Source organism: Actinoplanes sp. NPDC019969, from assembly GCF_055562375.1.
This window is the reverse complement of record NZ_JBVHFK010000022.1, coordinates 1-17,665: the sequence shown is the minus strand read 5'-3', so window position 1 is coordinate 17,665 and position 17,665 is coordinate 1. Positions and strand designations below refer to the sequence as shown.

Genomic DNA, 17,665 nt, shown 5'->3' with positions numbered 1-17,665 from the left:
CGCCCGTGTGCGGCTACCGCGAGCAGCCGCACACTGACAGGACCACCAGCTCGCCGGCTACAGAGGCTGGTCCTCAGTGACCTCGGGCGTAGACGACCGGCTACCGGCCATCCGCCTGTTCACGGCGTTCCCCGCTGATCTTCCATACTCTGCCGCTTAACGCCTGACCCCCGCGTGTGTCATGAACGACACCGGCGCCCGGACGGCAGACACTTCAGCCCCACGCCGGTACCAGTCCTCGCCAGGAGAACCGATCATGTCTGCACCCGAGACCACCCCCGCCCCCGCCTCCAGGAAGAGGCTGACCCGCGCCACACGGGCCGCCTTGATCGGCGGCGGTATCTCCGCCGGGCTGATCCTGATCGCCGTCATCACCGGGTACGACGACGCGGCACCCGCCGCAAGCCCCACCACGGCTGCCACCACCGCGACAACGACAACTGCGGCGCCGGCCACCGCCCCCGCCGGCATGTCGAACCAGGACGCGATCAACCAGCTGCAGATCTGCATCGACGTGACCAGCGGCAAGCGCGCCTACGACCCGGCACTCTGGAACACCGCCCTATGCGGCGAATACTCCGGCAGCCTCAACGGTGCCGGGAAACCCGCGATCGAACCAGCCACCGAACCCGCCACCACCGAACCCGCAGCTGAGCCGACCCCCAGCCGACCGAACAGTTGACCGTCGCCCAGGAGAACGCCGTTGAAAAGGCCGCCGATTACCTGTCGTTCTCCGCCTTTTCCCGCAAAGGGCTGATCGAACAACTCAAGTACGAGGGATTCTCCGCCAAAGACGCCACCTACGGCGTGGACGCACAGAAAGCCAATTGGAACGAGCAGGCTGCCAAGAAGGCTGCAGACTACCTGGACTTCAGCTCCTTCTCCCGGTCCGGGCTGATCGACCAGTTGAAGTACGAAGGCTTCACCGCCAAGCAGGCCGCCTACGGTGCCAAGAAGGCCGGACTGTAGAGCAACGCCGACCGGAAGTGAATGTTCAACATTCAACATCCACAGCTGGTGCCGCAATCGGCTACTACCCGGCTGAAGCGACAGAGCACTGCCTTAAGGAGACCGGCCGAACCGAAGCCCCGCATTGTCCGGGAGTCCGGTCAGCGGACGCCACTCATCAGGCGGCTGATCGGTTTCGCGGCGGCGGCCAGGGCCAGGCCCAGCACGATCGCGATGGCGCCGAGGATGCCGAAGTACGGGGTCTCGGAGTCGGGGTCGTAGTAGCCGGCGAGGGTTCCGGAGGCTGCGGTGCCCAGGGCGACCGACAGGAAGAACAGCGCCACCATCTGGGTGTGGAAGACGCGCGGCGCGAGCTTCGTGGACAGCGACAACCCGACCGGGGAGAGCAGCAGCTCGGCGATCGTGAAGACGAGCAGGATGCCGGCGAGGGCGAGCAGCGGCGCGCTGTTCGGGCCGCCGCCGGCCAGCGGCAGGAAGAGCAGGAAGGCGACGCCCATGATGACGGTTCCGGCGGCGAACTTGATCGGTGTGGTGGGCTGGCGGTCGCCGAGCCTGGTCCAGAGAGCGGCGAACACACCGGACAGCACGATGATGAAGATCGGGTTGATCGACTGCACCCAGGACACCGGCATCTCCCAGCCGAACAGGGTCCGGTCCAGGCGCTGGTCGGAGTAGATCGTGACCACCGTGAACTGTTGCTGGTAGAGCGACCAGAAGGCGGCGCTGGCCAGGAACATCGGGATGAACGCGAACACCCGGCGCCGTTCCACGCCGGTGATCCGGCGGCTGCTCAGGATGACCACGAAGTAGCAGACCGCGGCGGCCGCGCTGACCACGACCACGATGGTGGCGAGCCGGTCGGCGGCGAGCACCCCGGTGACCGCGAGCAGCGCCAGCGCCGCCACCAGCGCGACAGCGGCCACGGCGACCAGCGGGCGGGACCGGGCCGGAAGCGGGTTCGGAACCTCCCGGGCCTCGGGCGGCAGCCGGCGGCGGCCGACGGTGTACTGCGCCAGGCCGATGGCCATGCCGACCGCGGCGAGCGCGAAGCCGTAGTGGAAGCCGGCGTTCTTCTGCAGCAGGCCGGTCAGCAGCGGCCCGGCCAGAGCGCCCAGGTTGATGCCCAGGTAGAACAGGGAGAAGCCGGCGTCGCGGCGTTCGTCGTCAGCGGCGTACAGGGTGCCGACCAGGGAGGTGGCGTTGGCTTTGACGCCGCCGCTGCCGATCGCGATCAGGATGAGCCCGGCGGTCACCCCGGCCAGGCCGGGCAGCGCCGCCAGGGCGATGTGGCCGCCCATCACCAGGACGGCGCTGAGGAACAGCACGCGTTCCGGGCCGAGCAGCCGGTCGGCGGTCCAGGCCCCGAGGATCGTGGACAGGTAGACCGCGCCCCCGTAGGCGCCGACGATGCTGGTGGCGGTGCTCTCGCTGATGCCGAGGCCGCCGTCGGCAGCCGAGTAGTAGAGGTAGATCAGCAGGATGCCCTGCATGCCGTAGAACGAGAACCGCTCCCACAGCTCCACGCCGAACAGGCTGGCCAGCGGGCGCGGCTGACCGAAGAACGACCGGTCCCGCTGCGGGGAGGAAGCGCTGACGTCCATGAATGGGCGTGTTCCCGCGACCCGGTGTGCTAAACGGATGCCCGTACCCCGCCCGCATCACGCTTTTCCGCGTTGCGAAAGATGAGCCGCCGGCACCACCGGATCGGCCCCGGTGTACGTGCAGGCCAGGGAGTTCTACGGCAAGAACCTGACGTTCCGCAACGACTACGACGAGGCCGCCAACGGGTCGTCGCAGGCGCTCGCGCTGGCGTTGTACGGGGACCGGGCGCGACTGGGCAACGTACGCGTCCACGCCTGCACGATCCACGAGAAGCGCAGCACCGGCGGCTATCTCACCGCGGCGAACACCCCTGCGACCCAGGCGTACGGGTTCCTCGTCTACAAGTCGACGATCACCGGTGTGACCGACAACGTCACCTACCTCGGCCGGCCGTGGGCCGCCGCCGGGCAGGTGACCGTCCGTGAGTCCCACCTGAGCGCCACGATCAAGGTCGCCCAGCAGTGGACCGACATGTCCGGCAACTCGGGGAGGAACGCCCGCTTCTACGAGTACCGGAACACCGGCCCGGGCGCGACGGTGAACAGCAACCGGGCACAGCTGACCGACGCGCAGGCGGTGAACTACACGCCGCAGAAGTACCTGGCGGGCTCGGACGGCTGGAACCCGGTGGGCCGACCCCGGATCACGGTCACGGCACCGGGGGCAGCCGGTTGTCGTGACCGTCGTACGCGTAGTCGTCGTAGGCACGCGGATCCTCCAGCGGCTCCAGGTGCGTGAAGACGGTGCTGTCCGGCAGCGCCTCGCGGATCGCCGCCTCCACCTGTTCGGCGAGATCGTGGCCGCGCTGCACGGTCCACCGGCCGGGCACCAGGACGTGCATCGAGACGAACCGGTGCTGCCCGGACTGCCGGGTCTGCAGGCCGTGGAACCGCACGTCCGGGCCCCGGAACCCGTCCAGCGCCGCGATGACCCGCGCCAGGTCCGCCGGGTCCAGCGCCTCGTCCAGCAGCGCCCGGACCGACTGCGCCACCATCCGGCCCCCGGTGACCAGGATGTTGAGGCCGACGAGCGCGGCCACCACCGGGTCCAGCCGCTGCCAGCCGGTCAGACCCACCAGGAGTACGCCCACCAGCACCCCGGCGGATGTCCACACGTCGGTCAGCAGATGCTTCCCGTCGGCGCTCAGGGTCACCGACCGGTGCCGGCGGCCCGCCCGGATCAGCAGCAGGCCGACCGCGAGGTTCAGCACGGTCGCCGCCGTCGAGACGGCCAGGCCGACCCCGACCCGCTCCAGAGGAACCGGGGTGATGAACCGCTGCACCGCGCTGACCATGATGAACGCCGCCGCCACGAAGATCATCAGACCTTCGGCGCCGGCCGAGAAGTACTCCGCCTTGCCGTGCCCGTAGTGGTGGTTCGCGTCGGCCGGGCGGGCCGCCACGGTCAGCGCGATCAGGGCGATGATCGCGGCGACCAGGTTCACCACCGACTCGGCGGCGTCCGACAGCAGCCCCACCGAGCCGGTCACCAGGTACGCGACCGCCTTCAACGCGATCGTCGCGACCGCCGTGCCGATGGACAGCCAGGCGTACCGGGTCAGATCGACCGGGCCCGCCGGCTCCTGCAACGCCGCACCGTCCGTACCCGTCACCGCTCGCCGCCTCCCGTCATCGCCGAGGTTAAGCGTGCGCCCGGCCGCCCGGAAAGGCAGGAAGACCTCAATCCGCCGGAGTTGCCGACCTAGCATCGGGTGTGGTGGTGCGGAAGATGGTGCCCGGCCCTGCGGTGTGGGCGATGCTGTTCCTGCTGGCGGTGCCGGTGGCGATCCTCGCCGACGCCACGATCGTCGAGGTGCCGCCGGAGGGCGGCGAGGTCTTCCGCTGGACGTGGCTGACCCTGCCGGTGGCCGGGGCTGCCGCTGCGGCCCGGTGGACGGCGGAAACGGGTCGCCGGCGGAGCGCGGCCGGGTTCGGGTCGGCGGTGCTGGCAGCCACGGTGACCGGGGTGTTGTACCTGGCGTCGGCGCTGCTCATCTACCGGTGGGCCGTCCCGTTGCCCGATCCGGTGGGCGCGGAGCGGTTCGCCATGCTGCCGGTGGCGGCGGTGGGCGGAGTCGCCGGATATGCGGTGGGGCTGTCCGGGTGGGATCGACGCCCCGGCCCCTACCGGTATGTCGCCGGGGCTCTGCTGGCCGCTCTCGGTGGCGTCCTGATCCTGCCCGCCACCGACGTCGCCGTGCTGCACGGGGTTCCGGACCATCGCGGATACGCGCCGGCCGGGCGTCCCGTGCAGGCGCCGGCAGCCGGCCGGTACGGCATCATCCGCCGCGACTTCATCAAGGAGACGCCCGGCTGCCGGATCAGCGGGCCGGGCCTCGACGGCGAACCGGCTACACCCCTGACGGTCCCGGTCAACGGCAACCACGACGGCACGTCCGAGATCTGGGTGGCGGTGTTCGCGGTCCCGGCGGCCGGTTCCTACCTGGTCGGTTGCGACATCACCGGGTACGGCGTGCAGCCTCTCGCGGGCGGTGTGGCGCCGTACATCCGTACCTGGCCCAAGCCGTTGATCCTGCTCCTCGGCACCCTGCCCGGCCTGATCGTCCTCGCCGGCACCATCCGCCGCCGCACCGCGACCCCTGGCTGAAGCCGCCTGCCACGGTGCCACCGGCCGCAGATCGATGCGGTGCGGCTCGGCCGCCGCCGGCTCGTGGCCCTAGGCTGCACTGCGATGAAGATCCTCGCGTCACAGGCAGACGAACTGACCGGCAACTCCTGGTTCTCCGGGCACACCGACGAGGTCGAGTTGTACGAAGCGCCGGTCACCGTCGGCGAGTTCGACGCGGAGGCCCGCTGCGAGGAACGCGACGAACTCGAGACAGTCGTGTTCGGTGGCGGCCTGACCGTCGCCGGCACCCTCGACCTCGGCACCTACGTGCACGCCATCTACGTGGTACGCGGCACGCTCCGGGCCCGCCGGCTGGTCCTCGGCGACGCCGTGCTGGTCGTCGACGGGGTGGTGGAGGTCGGCGAGTGGCTGTTCGGCGGGGTGACCGAAGGGCTGTTCGAGGTGGCCGGCCACCAGGCCGAGTCACCGGCCGGCCCGGACGCCCTGCTGGCGCACGTACGCGGGCCGGTGGTCGCGCTGTACGACCGGGCCCGGCGGGAGTTCGTGCTGCGGGAGGACGGCTCGCCACGTACGGTCGCCGACCTGGCGCCCCAGGTACGCGACGGCCTCGACCCCGGCCTGCGGGAAGAGATCTCGATCGCCGCCAACCTCCGGGCCCGCCTGTTCGCCGGCGACCCGATCTTCTGACGCGACGGTGGAGCCGGTGGACCGCCCAGGACGCTGATGAGGACCCCGAGGCTGCGGTGACTACGGAGATCGGCCTGCAGCAGCGCCATCTAGACGTAGCGACGGTCAGCCGTGTGGCGGCGAAACATACACAGTCAAGCATGTCGACTCCTACGCCTCACTGGGACGTCCCCAAAGCCCGCAAGGTTCTCGACGCAGAAAGACCTTGCGGTCGGAGTCAGCGTGCCTTGATCGCGTATCCTGCTGCCCCGGAGATCGAGCGGCCCAAGGAACGGGCGGCGGCAACTACGTGCGTGTCACCGCTCGGGCTTCGGAGCACCAGGCAGCGACCGCTGTGGAGAGCCTGCCGACGGCTGCGGAGTGAGGGCCGTCGCCTATCTCGGCGTAGGTGACGACGCAAGCCCCGCCAGAGAGCGGGAGTTCGGCAATGGCTTGCGGTTGACCTCGTCAAGGCTTCGCGGTGGCAGAGGTCCCGAGCGACGGCCTCTTCTTCCTCGGTCTGCGAGCCGGCGAACTCGCAGGCGTACGAGGTGAGCGGCTCCATCGCGGTACGGGCAAGGACGCCCACACCGATCAGAACCAGCGCGGTGATCACCAATCCGATGTTGCCCGCGTCGTGAGGCGGGAGGCAGATCGGCTACATCGGCGATTGCGAGACCGGGCGCAGGCATGGCGCAAGGTAGAGGCACCGTCAGGCCGAATACCGGTATGGCAAGAGAAAGCGGACGCTGTCAGGCAACCGATGCGCGTAGCGGATCCGTGGGATCGATCCCGGCATCATCGAACCGTTGCTCGAGGGCCTCGGTGTCGTGCCGCTGCCGGAACGCCTTCTCGTCCGCGGTTATCGGTAACAGCCACAACAGGCGGGCATGCCCTTGCGGCAGCACACATCGCTCGAGGTCAGGCCCGTGCAGGTACGGAAGACTCACCAGCAGGTGGTCACATGCCGAGCCCGGGAGCCAGGGGCCGCCGATCGGCATCGTGTGCCAATGATCCAGATGGTGCCGGGGGTGGTAATAGGCGGCCATGGCGATCAGATCGATGACGGCGGTCTCACGCTTTCTCGATGTCATCACGAATTCGAGCCCGTGACCGTCGACATGGAAAGCCGACCAGCAACCAACGGTGACGTACGCCCAGCTGTTGCTCCGAGGTCCTGGCGCGACCACCAGGACTCGGAAGCCGGGAACCCGTCTCCGGCGGCCGAATCCCAGGTCGTATTCGATGACTTCGACGTCATGCCCCGCGAAGAAACGCCGGATGTGAGCTTCGATTGTCTCCGCAGCCGCCAACCGGCGCCGGCGAGTCGGTGTCACGGCAGCAACTCCTCGCCCGAGGCGCCCGCGCATTTCGGCGCCGGCCCATGATGATCTCGACCATCATGCAGGACCCACGTCGACAGCCGCCTCCGGGGCACCCGAGACAGCCGTGAGAACCGGCCGGGGGTGACCGTGGCGGCGGGACACCAGTTCCGCGGCCGCGGGCCGCCAGTCCGGGTGGTCGAAGGTGAAGCCGGCGTCGAGGAGACGGCCGGGGACGACGCGGCGGCTCTTCAGCAGCAGCTCGGTGTCGGTGCGGAGGGCGAACGCGCCGATCTCCGCCATCCACCGGGTGGCCGGCAGGCCGATCGGCATCCGCCAGCCCGCCCGCAGGTCGCGCATGAAGTCCCGCTGCGGCAGCGGGCCGGGCGCGGCCAGGTTGACCGGCCCGGACAGGTCGTCGCGGTCGATCAGGAACTCGACGGCGCGGGCGAAGTCGTGTTCGTGGATCCAGGAGACGTACTGCCGGCCGCCGCCCACCGGCCCGCCCAGCCCGAGCCGCGCCAGCCGGCTGAGCACGTCGAACACGCCGCCCCGGTCCGGGCTCATCACCATCGCGGACCGCAGCGCGACCTTGCGGGTGTGCGGAGTGACCGCCTGTTCCTGGGCGGCCTCCCAGTTGCGGGCGATCCGGATGCTGTACTCCCAGTACCCGGGGACGCCCGGTTCGTCGCCGCCGATCACGCCGTCGCGCTCGTCGTTGGCGGCGTCGAACCGGTGCGCGTAGATCGTCGCGGTGCTCATCTGCAGCCACACCCGGGGTGGCCGGGCCGCGGCCGTGATGGCCTCGCCGACGATCCGGGCCGACTCCACCCGGGAGGTCATCATGGCGTTCAGGTTCTCCGGGGTGTACCGGCAGGAGACGCTGCGCCCGGCCAGGTTGATCACGACGTCGCTGCCGTCGATCTCCTCGACCCAGTCACCGCGGGTGACACCGTCCCAGTGGACCTGCCGTTCCCCTCGGGGTGAGCGGGTCAGGATCACGACGTCGTGGCCCCGGGCGGTCAGCGCCCGGTCCAGGACGGCGCCGACCTGTCCGGTTCCACCGGGAATGACGATCTTCATTGCGGCTCCTCTGTTGAGCGGTCGCTCAAACGCAGGATAGAGCGCTTTGAGCGATCGCTCAACACCGGGCCGGCTCGTCCAGCCACCCCCGGATCAGCGCGAGGCCCTGCCGGAACTGCTCGGTCGCCGGCTTGTTGAGGAAGCCGTGCGCGCTGCCGGGCACGAAACTCGCCGACACCGGGACGCCTTCGGTACGCAGCCGCCGCGCGTACCGTTCGCTGGACGCCCGCAGCGTGTCGGCCTCCGCGTCGACGAACAGGGTCGGCGGGATCGGCTCGACCGGCGCTGTGGCGGGAGCCAGCGCCGGATCCTCGAGCAGCGACTCCACACCGACGAAGTTGAGGGTGATCCGCCGGTACACCTCCGCGGTGAACTGTCGTTTGATCGCCGACGCGTCGATGCTCGCCCGCAGCTCGCCGGAGATCGGCGGCAGCTCAGCGTGGAAGGCGCCGTACGCCAGGATCAGCCCCTCCGGCCGATGCTCCGCGGCGCGCAGCGTGGCGGAGGCGGCCAGGTTCGCCCCGGCGCTGGCCCCGCCCAGCACGTGCCGGCGCCCCGGATAACGGCGGACGGTGTCGAGATAGGCGTCGAGGACGTCGTCGACCGGCACCGGGAAGTTGTTGCGGTGCGGCCGGATCCGGCGTTTCGGCAGCAGGAGCGGCAGCATCGACACCTTGCGGTAGTCGACGGCGACCACCGGACGCCCGGTCCGCGCGATGTCCAGGGCGACGGCGTGCGACTCGGCCATCCGCAGATTGCCGCCGACGTACGCCCCGCCGTGCGCCCAGACGACCACCTCGGCGTCCGGCCGCGGCACCGCCGGCAGATACTCCCGGGTGCGCACCGTCCCGTGCCGACCGGCCACCGTCCGGGCACGCCACGTCACCTTGTTCTCGATCATGCCTTCTTCTGTCACCCTTCTAGAGGCAGCAGGCCGGACCGGTACGCCCAGACCACCGTCTGCACCCGGTCCCGCGCGCCGATCTTGGTCATCGCCCGGCTCAGATGGCTCTTCACCGTGCTCACCTCGACCACCAGCTCGGCGGCGATCTCCGCATTGGACCTGCCGTCGGCCAGCAGCCGGACGATCTCCGCCTCGCGGGCCGTGAGCAGGTCCGGCCCGGGACCGGCCGGGGTGGCGGAGCGGCGCCGGGCGAACTCGGTGATCACCCGGCGGGTCACCGTGTGGTCGACCATCGCGTGCCCGGCGGCGAGCCGGCGGACCGCGTCGATCAGGGTGTCCACCTCGGCGTCCTTGAGCAGGAACCCGCTGGCGCCGGCTTCGAGCGCGCCGAACACGTACTCGTCCAGCTCGTAGGTGGTCAGCACCAGCACCGCGGGCGCCGGATCGGGGCCGCCGGCGATGGCCCGGGTCGCGGTCAGGCCGTCGCCGCCGGGCATCCGCACGTCCATGCACACCACGTCGGGCCGCAGCTGCCGGGCCATCCGGACGGCGGTGGGACCGTCGGCGGCCTCCCCCACCACGGTGATGTCCCCGGCGAGTTCGAGCAGCGACCGGAACCCGGCCCGCAACATCGGCTGATCATCCGCGAGCAGCACCCTGATCATGAGCGGCCCCGGGTGGACGGAACGATGAGCGGCACCCTGATCATGAACGGTCACCGGGGTGCGGGACGGTCAGGCGGACCCGCCAGCCACCGTCCGGGGCGGGTCCGGCGTCCAGAGCCGCGCCGATCAGCGAGGCGCGTTCGCGCATGCCGAGCAGGCCGAAGCCGCGGCGCCCGCGCGCGGAGCCGCGGGGCGCGGGCGGGCCGCCGGACCGCGGCCCGTTGTGGATCTCCATCGTGGTCTCCGAGTCCCGGTAGGCGAGCGCGATCGTCACCGGCGCCCCGGGCGCGTGGTCGCGCGCGTTGGTCAGCGCCTCCTGCGCCACCCGGTACAGCGCCAGCTCCACTGCCGGATCCCGGACGCCGGGGACACCGTCGACGCTGAGCACGGCCTCGCCGCCGGACACCAGCCGGTCGATCATCGCAAGGCCGCTGCCGTCCGGCAGGTGCGGGTCGGCGCCGTCGCCGTCCCGTAGCGCGCCGACGATCAGCCGCAGGTTGTGCAGGGTGTTCCGGCCCTCCTCGCGGACCGCTGCCGCATGCCGGCGGGCCGCTTCCGGGTCCCGGTCCAGCAGCCGTTCGACCAGGGTGGCCTGCACGATCAGTGAGGTCAGGTGGTGCGCGGCCACGTCGTGCAGCTCACGGGCGGTGCGGGCGCGTTCGGCGGTCAGCACCGCCTCGGTCCGGGCCCGGTGCGCCTCGGCGTCGGCGGCGGCGCCGGTCGCGACCACCTCGGCGTACCGGCGCCGCATCGTCAGGTGCGCGCCGAGCAGCGCCGCGCCGACGTACAGCAGCAGCGACAGCACCAGGTGCAGGCCGATCCGGGTCAGGTCGGCCGCCGGGTCCCGCAGCGGCGCCAGGCTCAGGACGGCGTACCCGCCGATCTCCACCACGGCGGTGAGCACCGCGAGAAGCACGGCGGCACGCGTGGCCAGCAGCGCGCCGCAGGTGTAGACGGCGACGGCGAGGCCGGTCCCGCGCACCCCGGTGCCGTGCGGCGCCGCGGCCGCGATCGCGACCTGCAGCGCCAGCATCAGCGTCAGGCACCACACCGGGACGGTCCGGCGCAGACCGATCAGCAACGTCTGTACGGCCACCAGCACCAGCAGGAGCGTGCCGGGCAGGCCGGCGGGGCCGGAGATCCAGAGCAGCGCCGCGGTGAACGGCACGGCGGCCACGGCCAGGCCGCCGTCCGCAACGAGCGTGGTACGCATCCGGCCCCTTCGACACGGTTCAGCGGTGCGCGGTCAGCCAGGCGCTGAGGTCGCGCAGCACCATCGGGTCCGGGTTGCCGGGCGCCGGCTGGTACTTCGGCGTCACGTTCATCAGGTGACCGACACCGGGATAGGTGATCAGGGTATGGTCCCGGTTTCCGGCGGCGGCGAGCGCGGCGTCGGTGAGGGCCGCCCCGCGAACAACGGTCTGGGTGTCGGTCCGGCCGTGGAGCAGGAGCACCGGTCCCCCGTACCGGGGAAGCTCCTGATCCGGGGTCTTGAAGCGGCCGATGTCGGTCACATATCTGGCGAAGCGCGGGGGCATGCCCGGCAGGTTCGGGAAGTCGTCGAAGCCCACGGCGGCGCGGACGACGGGTTCGATCTCGGTGTCGATGGCCAGTTCGCCGTCGCCGTTCGCGTCGGTGGCCGGGTCGGTCAGCACGGCCCGGAACTGCTCGGCCCCGTGCGCCGTCTCCGCCGCGGTCAGCCTGCCGTCGCCGTCGAAGTCGAACTCCTCGTGCAGTTGTCCCAGCGTGCGGCCCACGGCCTGGTAGTAGAGGACCTGCCGCGGGGCGCCGGCGACCACCCCCATCGCGACGACCCCGGCCGGCCGGGTGATGCCGTGACCGCGCGGGTCGGCGGCCAGGTTCCCGGCGACCTGGGTGCCCTCGCTGTGCCCGAGCAGGAAGATCTTGGCCGGGTCGGCCCGCTTCGACGCGGCGGCGAACCGGACGGCGGCGGCCGCGTCCCGTACCGTCTGCTGGTAGGGCTTCTCCGGGTCCAGCAGCGCCGGATCGTCGCTGAGCCGCGGGCCCACCCCGATCACGCCGCGCTTGTTGAAGCGCAGCACCGCGAAACCGCCCCGGTTCACCGACCGGGCGACCGACCGCAGCGTGGCAGCGTTCGGGGCGAGCGTCTGATCCATGTCGTGGTAACCGCTGCCGTGCAGCAGCACCACGACCGGCAGGCGGCCCTTGGCGCCCTTCGGGTAGGTGAACTCCCCGTGCGCCGCCCAGCCGCCGTCCATCGGGATCGTCACCGGCTCCCGGACGATCCCCGCCCACTCGCCTGCCGGCTTCCCCGTCGCCTGGGCGTGGGCCAGCGGCGCCACGCCGATGGTGACCGCGGCAGCGGCCAGCACGGCGACTCTCTTCAACGTCACGTTGTTCTCCCAGTTCGGCGTCGTTCTCGACACCGCAGAGCCTGCCGCCCGGCCCCGGCCGGCCACATCCGTCGCAGGCAGCAAGTCCCGCTTCCCACCTCCGGCGGAGGAGAACGTCAGCGCTTCGTCCTGCCGGTGACCGCCACCGCGCCCCGGCGACCTCGCGGACGATCGTCTCGCACCGCATCGTGCCCTCGAAACGGGAGCCGAGCAGTGTCTCCGTCAACGGCACGAGCAGCTGGAGAAGCTCGTCCTCGCTGGTCACCCGCTGGACGTTAGGGGACGGCGGGGTGACGCGAATCATCCGGCGCGGACGACGCCGGTCCTCAGCGGACTCTCAGTACGGACGTACCACGATCCTGGCCGTGACCGACATGATCCCTGGCCTCCACCTGTCCGTACGGGAACTCGTCGTGGTGCTCGCCTCGACGGTCCTCATCATGAGCCGGTGGCTGCCGCCGCCACTCCGCCGCCGGACCGCGCTCACCGCGGCCGGCGTCATCGCCGTCGGCGCTCTCCTGGCCCTGCCCGGCATGCGCTGGCAGCTGCTGCCGGTGCTGGCCGCCGACGTGCTGTTCGTGATGGCGTTCGCCGCGGGCTGGCTGTCCCGCCGGTGGGTCGCCGTGACCGGATCGGTGCTGTGCCTGGGTCTCGTCGCTGCCGGGGCGGGCGCGGGCTGGGCGCTGCCGATCCCGGAGTTCCCGCAGCCGTCGGGGCCGTCCGCGGTCGGCACCACCGTGCTGGAGTGGACCGATCCCGGCCGTGGCGAGCCGGCCACCCCGGACACCGCCGACCGGCGCACCGTGGTCGTCCAGCTCTGGTACCCGTCCGGCACGCGCGGCAAGCCCGCGCAGTACCTGGGCCGGAACCGGCAGGAGGCGGACACCGTCGCGGGGGCGGTGGCCGGCTATCTGGGCGCGCCGGCGTTCCTGCTGGACGGGCCGGCCCGCGCGCACAGTCACGCGACGTTCGACGCGGTCCCGTCGGCCGGCCGGTTCCCGGTCCTGCTGTTCTCGCCCGGGCTCGGCGGGCCGCGTACACAGAACACGGCGTGGGCCGAAGACCTGGCCAGCCGGGGGTACGTGGTCGCGGGCGTGGACCACCCGTACGACTCCGCGGCGGTCGTGCTCGGTGACGGCCGTACGGTGCAGACCCGGGTCGCCTCCGCCGGGAACCGCGAGGAGGACGCCCGGCGCCGGGCCGGCTGGGTCGCGGTACGCGCCGCCGACCTGCGGTTCGTCCTCACCCAGCTCGAACGGCTCGACTCCGGCGCGCTCGCCGGGCCGTTCACCGGTCGCCTCGACACCACCCGCGCAGCCGCGACCGGCCACTCCGTCGGCGGGGCCGCCGCCCTGCGCGCCGCCGAACAGGACAGCCGGTTCACCGCCGTGATCAACCTCGACGGCGGGCCCGAACCGGACCAGGGCCCGCTGCGGCAGCCGGTGCTGGCCCTCACCCACGAGATCACCGACCAGGCCGACACCGCGTATCTGTCGCTGCTGTCGTCGGTGCTGGAGCGGAGCACGGCCCCCGGGTACCTCCTCACCGTGCCCGGCAGCGCCCATCTCACCTTCACCGACGCGCCGCTCTACCTGCCGCCGGCGCCCGCCCTGACCGGTTCCCTCGGCCGTGCCGGAAGCGTCCGGATGACCACGGAGACGTGCGCCGCGTTCCTCGACGCCACCCTGCGCGGCCGGTCCACCGACCTGGCCGCGACCCTGTCCGGCCACGGCGAGCTGAGGCGATACGGTGGTGGGCGATGAGCACCGCGGACTTCTTCTACGAGGCCGGCGCCCTCAAGCGGACCACGCGCAGGACTCGGCGGAGGCGCTGATCGCCCGCGACGCCGACGTGCTGGAGTCGGTGCTGCACGTCAAGGAGAGCCTGCCGGAACGGCCGGAACTACGGGACCGCTGGTTCGACTTTCTCGCGGCGTCGATCCGGACCGACGTGGGCCGCGCGCTCCTCGAGGAGATCCGCGCCACCGATCCGGACGACTGGTGGCCGAGTGCCGTTGATCCATCGGGGTAAGGTCCCCCCGACCGAGCGCACGATCCGAGGAGCCGCCGTGACGTCCCCGACCCGGCGGCCTGCCCTGATCGCCCTGATCCTGGTGATGGGCGTCGGCCCTTTCGCCACCGACACGTACATCGCCGGGCTGCCGGAACTGCAGCGATCCCTGCACACCAGCGCGACGGTCGCCCAGCTCACGCTGACCGCGTTCATCGTGGGCATGGCGGCCGGTCAGTTCCTGCTCGGGCCGCTGAGTGACGCGTACGGGCGCCGCCGCCTGCTGATCGCCTGCAGTGTGGCGTTCGCCGTGCTGTCGGTGGTGTGCGGGCTCAGCCCCGACGGCACGCTGCTGGTCGCCGCCCGGCTGGTGCAGGGCGCCGTCGCCGGTGGCGGGGTGGCGCTGGGCCGCGCCGTCGTCACCGACACCCACCACGGTGACCGGGCCGCCGCCACGTTCGGCCTGATCTCGTCGTTCACCTTCCTCGGCCCGATCATCGCCCCGGCCGCCGGCGGGCTGATCCTGGCGCACGGCACCTGGCGTACCGTCTTCGCCGCGCTCACCGCCCTCGGCGTGCTGATGGCCGTCGCCGTCGTCCTCGGCGTGCCGGAGACCCTCCCGCCGGACGCCCGGCACCCGGCCGGGCTGCGCGCGCTGGGCGGCCGGATGTCCGGGCTGCTGCGGGACTGGAACTTCATGCGGCACGTGCTGCTGCAGTGCCTGGCCAGCGCCGGGTTCTTCACCTACATCGGCGGGTCGGCGTTCGTGCTGCGCTCGGTGTACGACATCAGCGCCACCCGCTACACCGTCGTCTTCGCCACCAACGCCGCCGCGATGGCCCTGTTCAGCCTGCTGTTCCGGCTGCTCGTGGTGCGCGCCGGCGCGGTCCGGCTGCGGGCGATCGGCATCACCGTGTCCACGATCGGCGCGGCCGGGCTGCCGGTGGCGGCGCTCGCCGGGCCGGAACACGCGCCGCTGGCCGTGCCGTGGGTGCTGCTCAGCCTCGTGGTCGGCGGGATGGGTTTCGCGATCCCGGCCGCGACCGCCCTGGGCCAGGAGGCCGGGCGCCACTCCGCCGGGACCGCCTCGGCGCTGCAGGGCGGCCTGGTCTTCGTCACCGCGGCCGCGGTCACCCCGCTGACGGGCCTGTTCGGGTACGACACGCTGCTCCCGATGGCAGTGGCGATGAGCGTGTTCTTCGCCGCCGCTTTCGTCCTGATGTGTGCCATCACCATCCGGTCATCGGCCCCACGGGACACGCATCGACGCGTATTGTCGTAAATCGGTTACCCGTGCGGCCCGGAGGTTGCTGATGATCGATTTCACCGACCCGGCATTCCAGGACAACCCCCATCCGGTGTACGCGGACCTGCGCCGCACCGGCCCGATCCGGCGGGTGCGGCTGCCGAACGGGATACCGGTCTGGCTCGTCACCCGCTACGACGACGCCCGCCGCCTGCTCAGCGACCCGCGCCTGTCCAAGAGCATCCCGGCCGGTGCTACCAACCAGGCCGACGTCCGGGCCGCGATCACCCGGCACATGCTCGCCACCGACCCACCCGACCACACCCGGCTGCGCCGTCTCGTGTCGGCCGCCTTCACCGCCCGCCGCATCGAGGCGCTCCGCCCCCGGATCGAGGAGATCACCACCGGGCTGCTGGACGCGCTCGACGGCCGGGAACGGGCCGACCTGATCGACACGTTCGCCTTCCCGCTGCCGATCCAGGTGATCTGCGAGCTGCTCGGCGTGCCCGCCGCCGACCGCGACTCGTTCCGCGCCTGGTCCAACGACATCGTCGCCGGCGCGCTCGCCGGCGACCGCCTGCTGCCCTCGGTCGACGCGATGATCGCCTACATCGGCGAGCTGCTCACCGACCGCCGCAAGAATCCCGGCGACGACCTGCTCAGCGGCCTCATCCAGGTCCGCGACGCCGAGGACCGGCTCACCGAGGACGAGCTGTCCTCGATGGTGTTCCTGCTGCTCATCGCCGGTCACGAGACCACCGTGAACCTGATCGGCAACGGCGCCTGGCTGCTCCTGCGCGACCGCGAGCAGTGGGAGCGGTTGCGGTCCCAGCGCGACCTGCTGCCCAGCGCCATCGAGGAATTCCTACGGTACGAGGGCCCGGTCGAAACCTCCACGTTCCGCATCGCCACCGACACCATCCCGATCGGCGACGTCACCATCGGCCACGGCGACCCCGTCATCATCTCCCTGCTGTCGGCCAACCGTGACGAGGACCGTTTCCCCGACGCCGCTTCACTGCAGCTGGACCGCGCCCAGAACGCGCACCTGGCCTTCGGCCACGGCATCCACTACTGCCTCGGCGCGCCGCTGGCCAGGCTGGAGGCGCAGATCGCTTTCACCGGCCTGCTCGACCGCTTCCCGAACATGCGGTTGGCCACCGACCCGGACACGCTGCGCTGGCGTCCGGGCCTCCTGATCCGCGGCCTGTCCGAGCTGCCCGTCACCCTCTGACATCTCGCCGGTCCCCGCCACCCACCCTGCACAGCAGATCCGACGGCTCACCATCAGCGTCCTCGATCCCGAACCAGGAACCCCCACCACCGCTCCTGCCCAAGATCGGCAAGTCTCGCGATCTCGGGCAGGAGCACCGTGCCTGCACCCGGCTTATGGACAATTCGCCTCACCCGAGCACCCTGATCTGCCGCTCAACTGAGTCGATCGCGAGCGCAACACCACTCAGTTGATCATGAAAACCGCCATTCGGCTGACCGGCAATCCAGCGAACAGCGATCCGCCGATCCGCCGATCCGCCGGGCATGCGATCCGGCGAACCGGCGGACAAGCGAACCGGCGGACAGACTGACAGCGATCCAGCGATTCAACGGACCGGCGAACCAGCAATCCGGCAGACCGACGGATCGGCGATCTGACCTGCCCCAGATCGGTAGTCCGGCACGCTGGCGATCGCCGCAAACGGTCGCCTGCCGCGATCTTGTGCGATCCGCACCGGCATTTGCTGACCAAGAACAACAAGTCCCACGATCTTGGGCAAGACATGCCGCGATCCCGGAACGGAAAGCACAAGAAGGAGCGGCATTTCAATCTTGTGCGTCCTGCCGTGGTGCCACCTCCCCAAGATCGCGGACCTTGCCGGCCCTGAACTTGAGGCATCGGCACAAAAGGCACAAGATCGCGAGCAACGGTCGGCTCGATGGCCGGGCATACCCGATCGCACGCATGCGCCTCGCCTCACTCGGCACGCTTGGCTGTTTCGGGCAAGCCGGTGCCTGGATCGCCGCAGGCGCTCGCCTCGATGGGAAAGCGCGCTCACCTCAAGCGGCGCCGGCGCTTGCCCCGATCGGAGTGGGGGCTTACCTCACCCGACGCAGGCACTCGCCTGGATCGCGGAGGGTGGGGGGACTGTGCCACGAACGGTGTTTCTGGCCCGATTCGCCGGACTTCGATCCGGCGGGATGGGCACTGTGAGTGATGACCGCAGAGATCGTGGACC

At 71.2% G+C, this 17,665-nt stretch carries 17 protein-coding genes; 9 read left to right on the top strand and 8 right to left on the bottom strand.

Annotated elements, in window-relative coordinates; genetic code table 11:
• Nucleotides 1-256 precede the first annotated feature (256 nt).
• Together ACZ3II_RS40885 and ACZ3II_RS40880 are read left to right on the top strand one after the other, a co-directional pair.
• Entirely contained in the window at nucleotides 257-682 is a 426-nt protein-coding gene (locus ACZ3II_RS40885; protein WP_465525763.1) for a hypothetical protein, read from the top strand.
• On the top strand, nucleotides 679-969 hold the full coding sequence (locus ACZ3II_RS40880; RefSeq protein ID WP_465525761.1) for an Ltp family lipoprotein: 291 nt from the start codon (nucleotides 679-681) through the stop codon (nucleotides 967-969). Before ACZ3II_RS40885 ends, ACZ3II_RS40880 begins: the two co-directional genes overlap by 4 nt.
• A 140-nt stretch (nucleotides 970-1,109) precedes the next feature.
• Here the strand turns inward: ACZ3II_RS40880 and ACZ3II_RS40875 are convergent, their stop codons facing one another.
• Nucleotides 1,110-2,570: a peptide MFS transporter gene (locus ACZ3II_RS40875; RefSeq protein ID WP_465525759.1), complete on the bottom strand. Its 1,461-nt coding sequence runs from the start codon at nucleotides 2,568-2,570 to the stop codon at nucleotides 1,110-1,112.
• Between the two features lie 112 nt (nucleotides 2,571-2,682).
• Between ACZ3II_RS40875 and ACZ3II_RS40870 the strand changes: the two genes are divergently transcribed.
• Nucleotides 2,683-3,309, top strand: a complete 627-nt coding sequence (locus ACZ3II_RS40870; protein ID WP_465525757.1) for a pectinesterase family protein — start codon at nucleotides 2,683-2,685, stop codon at nucleotides 3,307-3,309.
• Here the strand turns inward: ACZ3II_RS40870 and ACZ3II_RS40865 are convergent.
• Nucleotides 3,221-4,183 carry a cation diffusion facilitator family transporter gene (locus tag ACZ3II_RS40865; protein WP_465525755.1) on the bottom strand — a complete coding sequence of 321 codons (963 nt, stop codon included), beginning with the start codon at nucleotides 4,181-4,183 and terminating at the stop codon, nucleotides 3,221-3,223. The genes ACZ3II_RS40870 and ACZ3II_RS40865 overlap by 89 nt on opposite strands.
• Nucleotides 4,184-4,287: 104 nt before the next feature.
• Here ACZ3II_RS40865 and ACZ3II_RS40860 point away from each other — a divergent pair, with 104 nt between their 5' ends.
• A complete protein-coding gene (locus ACZ3II_RS40860; protein ID WP_465525753.1) occupies nucleotides 4,288-5,178 on the top strand; it encodes a hypothetical protein in 891 nt (296 codons plus the stop codon).
• 84 nt (nucleotides 5,179-5,262) lie between these two features.
• Complete coding sequence (locus tag ACZ3II_RS40855) at nucleotides 5,263-5,847, top strand: hypothetical protein (protein ID WP_465525751.1); 585 nt, start codon at nucleotides 5,263-5,265, stop codon at nucleotides 5,845-5,847.
• Between the two features lie 731 nt (nucleotides 5,848-6,578).
• Here the strand turns inward: ACZ3II_RS40855 and ACZ3II_RS40850 are convergent.
• The 6 genes from ACZ3II_RS40850 to ACZ3II_RS40825 all read right to left on the bottom strand — a co-directional run bounded on the left by ACZ3II_RS40850 (nucleotide 6,579) and on the right by ACZ3II_RS40825 (nucleotide 12,175).
• The gene (locus tag ACZ3II_RS40850) at nucleotides 6,579-7,163 is read right to left on the bottom strand and encodes a suppressor of fused domain protein (RefSeq protein ID WP_465525749.1); all 585 of its coding nucleotides are present in this window, start codon (nucleotides 7,161-7,163) and stop codon (nucleotides 6,579-6,581) included.
• Nucleotides 7,164-7,226: 63 nt separating this feature from the next.
• Nucleotides 7,227-8,231, bottom strand: a complete 1,005-nt coding sequence (locus ACZ3II_RS40845) for a TIGR01777 family oxidoreductase (RefSeq protein ID WP_465525747.1) — start codon at nucleotides 8,229-8,231, stop codon at nucleotides 7,227-7,229.
• A 58-nt stretch (nucleotides 8,232-8,289) separates the two neighbouring features.
• Nucleotides 8,290-9,132, bottom strand: coding sequence for an alpha/beta hydrolase (locus ACZ3II_RS40840; protein WP_465525745.1), 843 nt, complete (start codon nucleotides 9,130-9,132; stop codon nucleotides 8,290-8,292).
• Nucleotides 9,133-9,143: 11 nt separating this feature from the next.
• Nucleotides 9,144-9,800 (bottom strand): response regulator, encoded by a 657-nt coding sequence (locus ACZ3II_RS40835; RefSeq protein WP_465525743.1) that lies wholly within the window; start codon nucleotides 9,798-9,800, stop codon nucleotides 9,144-9,146.
• 40 nt (nucleotides 9,801-9,840) lie between these two features.
• Complete coding sequence (locus ACZ3II_RS40830) at nucleotides 9,841-11,013, bottom strand: sensor histidine kinase (RefSeq protein ID WP_465525742.1); 1,173 nt, start codon at nucleotides 11,011-11,013, stop codon at nucleotides 9,841-9,843.
• A 19-nt stretch (nucleotides 11,014-11,032) separates the two neighbouring features.
• Nucleotides 11,033-12,175, bottom strand: a complete 1,143-nt coding sequence (locus ACZ3II_RS40825; RefSeq protein WP_465525740.1) for an alpha/beta hydrolase family protein — start codon at nucleotides 12,173-12,175, stop codon at nucleotides 11,033-11,035.
• 374 nt (nucleotides 12,176-12,549) lie between these two features.
• On the opposite strand from ACZ3II_RS40825, the gene ACZ3II_RS40820 reads away from it, so the two are divergent.
• From ACZ3II_RS40820 to ACZ3II_RS40805, 4 genes are read left to right on the top strand one after another with little or no spacing between them, the layout of a single operon-like run.
• A complete protein-coding gene (locus ACZ3II_RS40820; RefSeq protein ID WP_465525872.1) occupies nucleotides 12,550-13,938 on the top strand; it encodes an alpha/beta hydrolase family protein in 1,389 nt (462 codons plus the stop codon).
• Entirely contained in the window at nucleotides 13,928-14,206 is a 279-nt protein-coding gene (locus ACZ3II_RS40815; protein WP_465525738.1) for a hypothetical protein, read from the top strand. The genes ACZ3II_RS40820 and ACZ3II_RS40815 overlap by 11 nt, the downstream gene beginning before the upstream one ends.
• Before the next feature lie 37 nt (nucleotides 14,207-14,243).
• Nucleotides 14,244-15,467 carry a multidrug effflux MFS transporter gene (locus ACZ3II_RS40810; RefSeq protein ID WP_465525736.1) on the top strand — a complete coding sequence of 408 codons (1,224 nt, stop codon included), beginning with the start codon at nucleotides 14,244-14,246 and terminating at the stop codon, nucleotides 15,465-15,467.
• 31 nt (nucleotides 15,468-15,498) lie between these two features.
• Nucleotides 15,499-16,665 carry a cytochrome P450 family protein gene (locus ACZ3II_RS40805; RefSeq protein ID WP_465525734.1) on the top strand — a complete coding sequence of 389 codons (1,167 nt, stop codon included), beginning with the start codon at nucleotides 15,499-15,501 and terminating at the stop codon, nucleotides 16,663-16,665.
• Nucleotides 16,666-17,665: the final 1,000 nt, after the last annotated feature.

Bases quoted from the DNA above. Each gene is read 5' to 3' on its own strand.
- ACZ3II_RS40885 (WP_465525763.1), top strand. From the start codon at position 257: ATGTCTGCACCCGAGACCACCCCCGCCCCCGCCTCCAGGAAGAGGCTG.
- ACZ3II_RS40875 (WP_465525759.1), bottom strand. From the start codon at position 2,570: ATGGACGTCAGCGCTTCCTCCCCGCAGCGGGACCGGTCGTTCTTCGGT.
- ACZ3II_RS40855 (WP_465525751.1), top strand. From the start codon at position 5,263: ATGAAGATCCTCGCGTCACAGGCAGACGAACTGACCGGCAACTCCTGG.
- ACZ3II_RS40845 (WP_465525747.1), bottom strand. From the start codon at position 8,231: ATGAAGATCGTCATTCCCGGTGGAACCGGACAGGTCGGCGCCGTCCTG.
- ACZ3II_RS40840 (WP_465525745.1), bottom strand. From the start codon at position 9,132: ATGATCGAGAACAAGGTGACGTGGCGTGCCCGGACGGTGGCCGGTCGG.
- ACZ3II_RS40835 (WP_465525743.1), bottom strand. From the start codon at position 9,800: ATGATCAGGGTGCTGCTCGCGGATGATCAGCCGATGTTGCGGGCCGGG.
- ACZ3II_RS40830 (WP_465525742.1), bottom strand. From the start codon at position 11,013: ATGCGTACCACGCTCGTTGCGGACGGCGGCCTGGCCGTGGCCGCCGTG.
- ACZ3II_RS40820 (WP_465525872.1), top strand. From the start codon at position 12,550: ATGATCCCTGGCCTCCACCTGTCCGTACGGGAACTCGTCGTGGTGCTC.
- ACZ3II_RS40805 (WP_465525734.1), top strand. From the start codon at position 15,499: ATGATCGATTTCACCGACCCGGCATTCCAGGACAACCCCCATCCGGTG.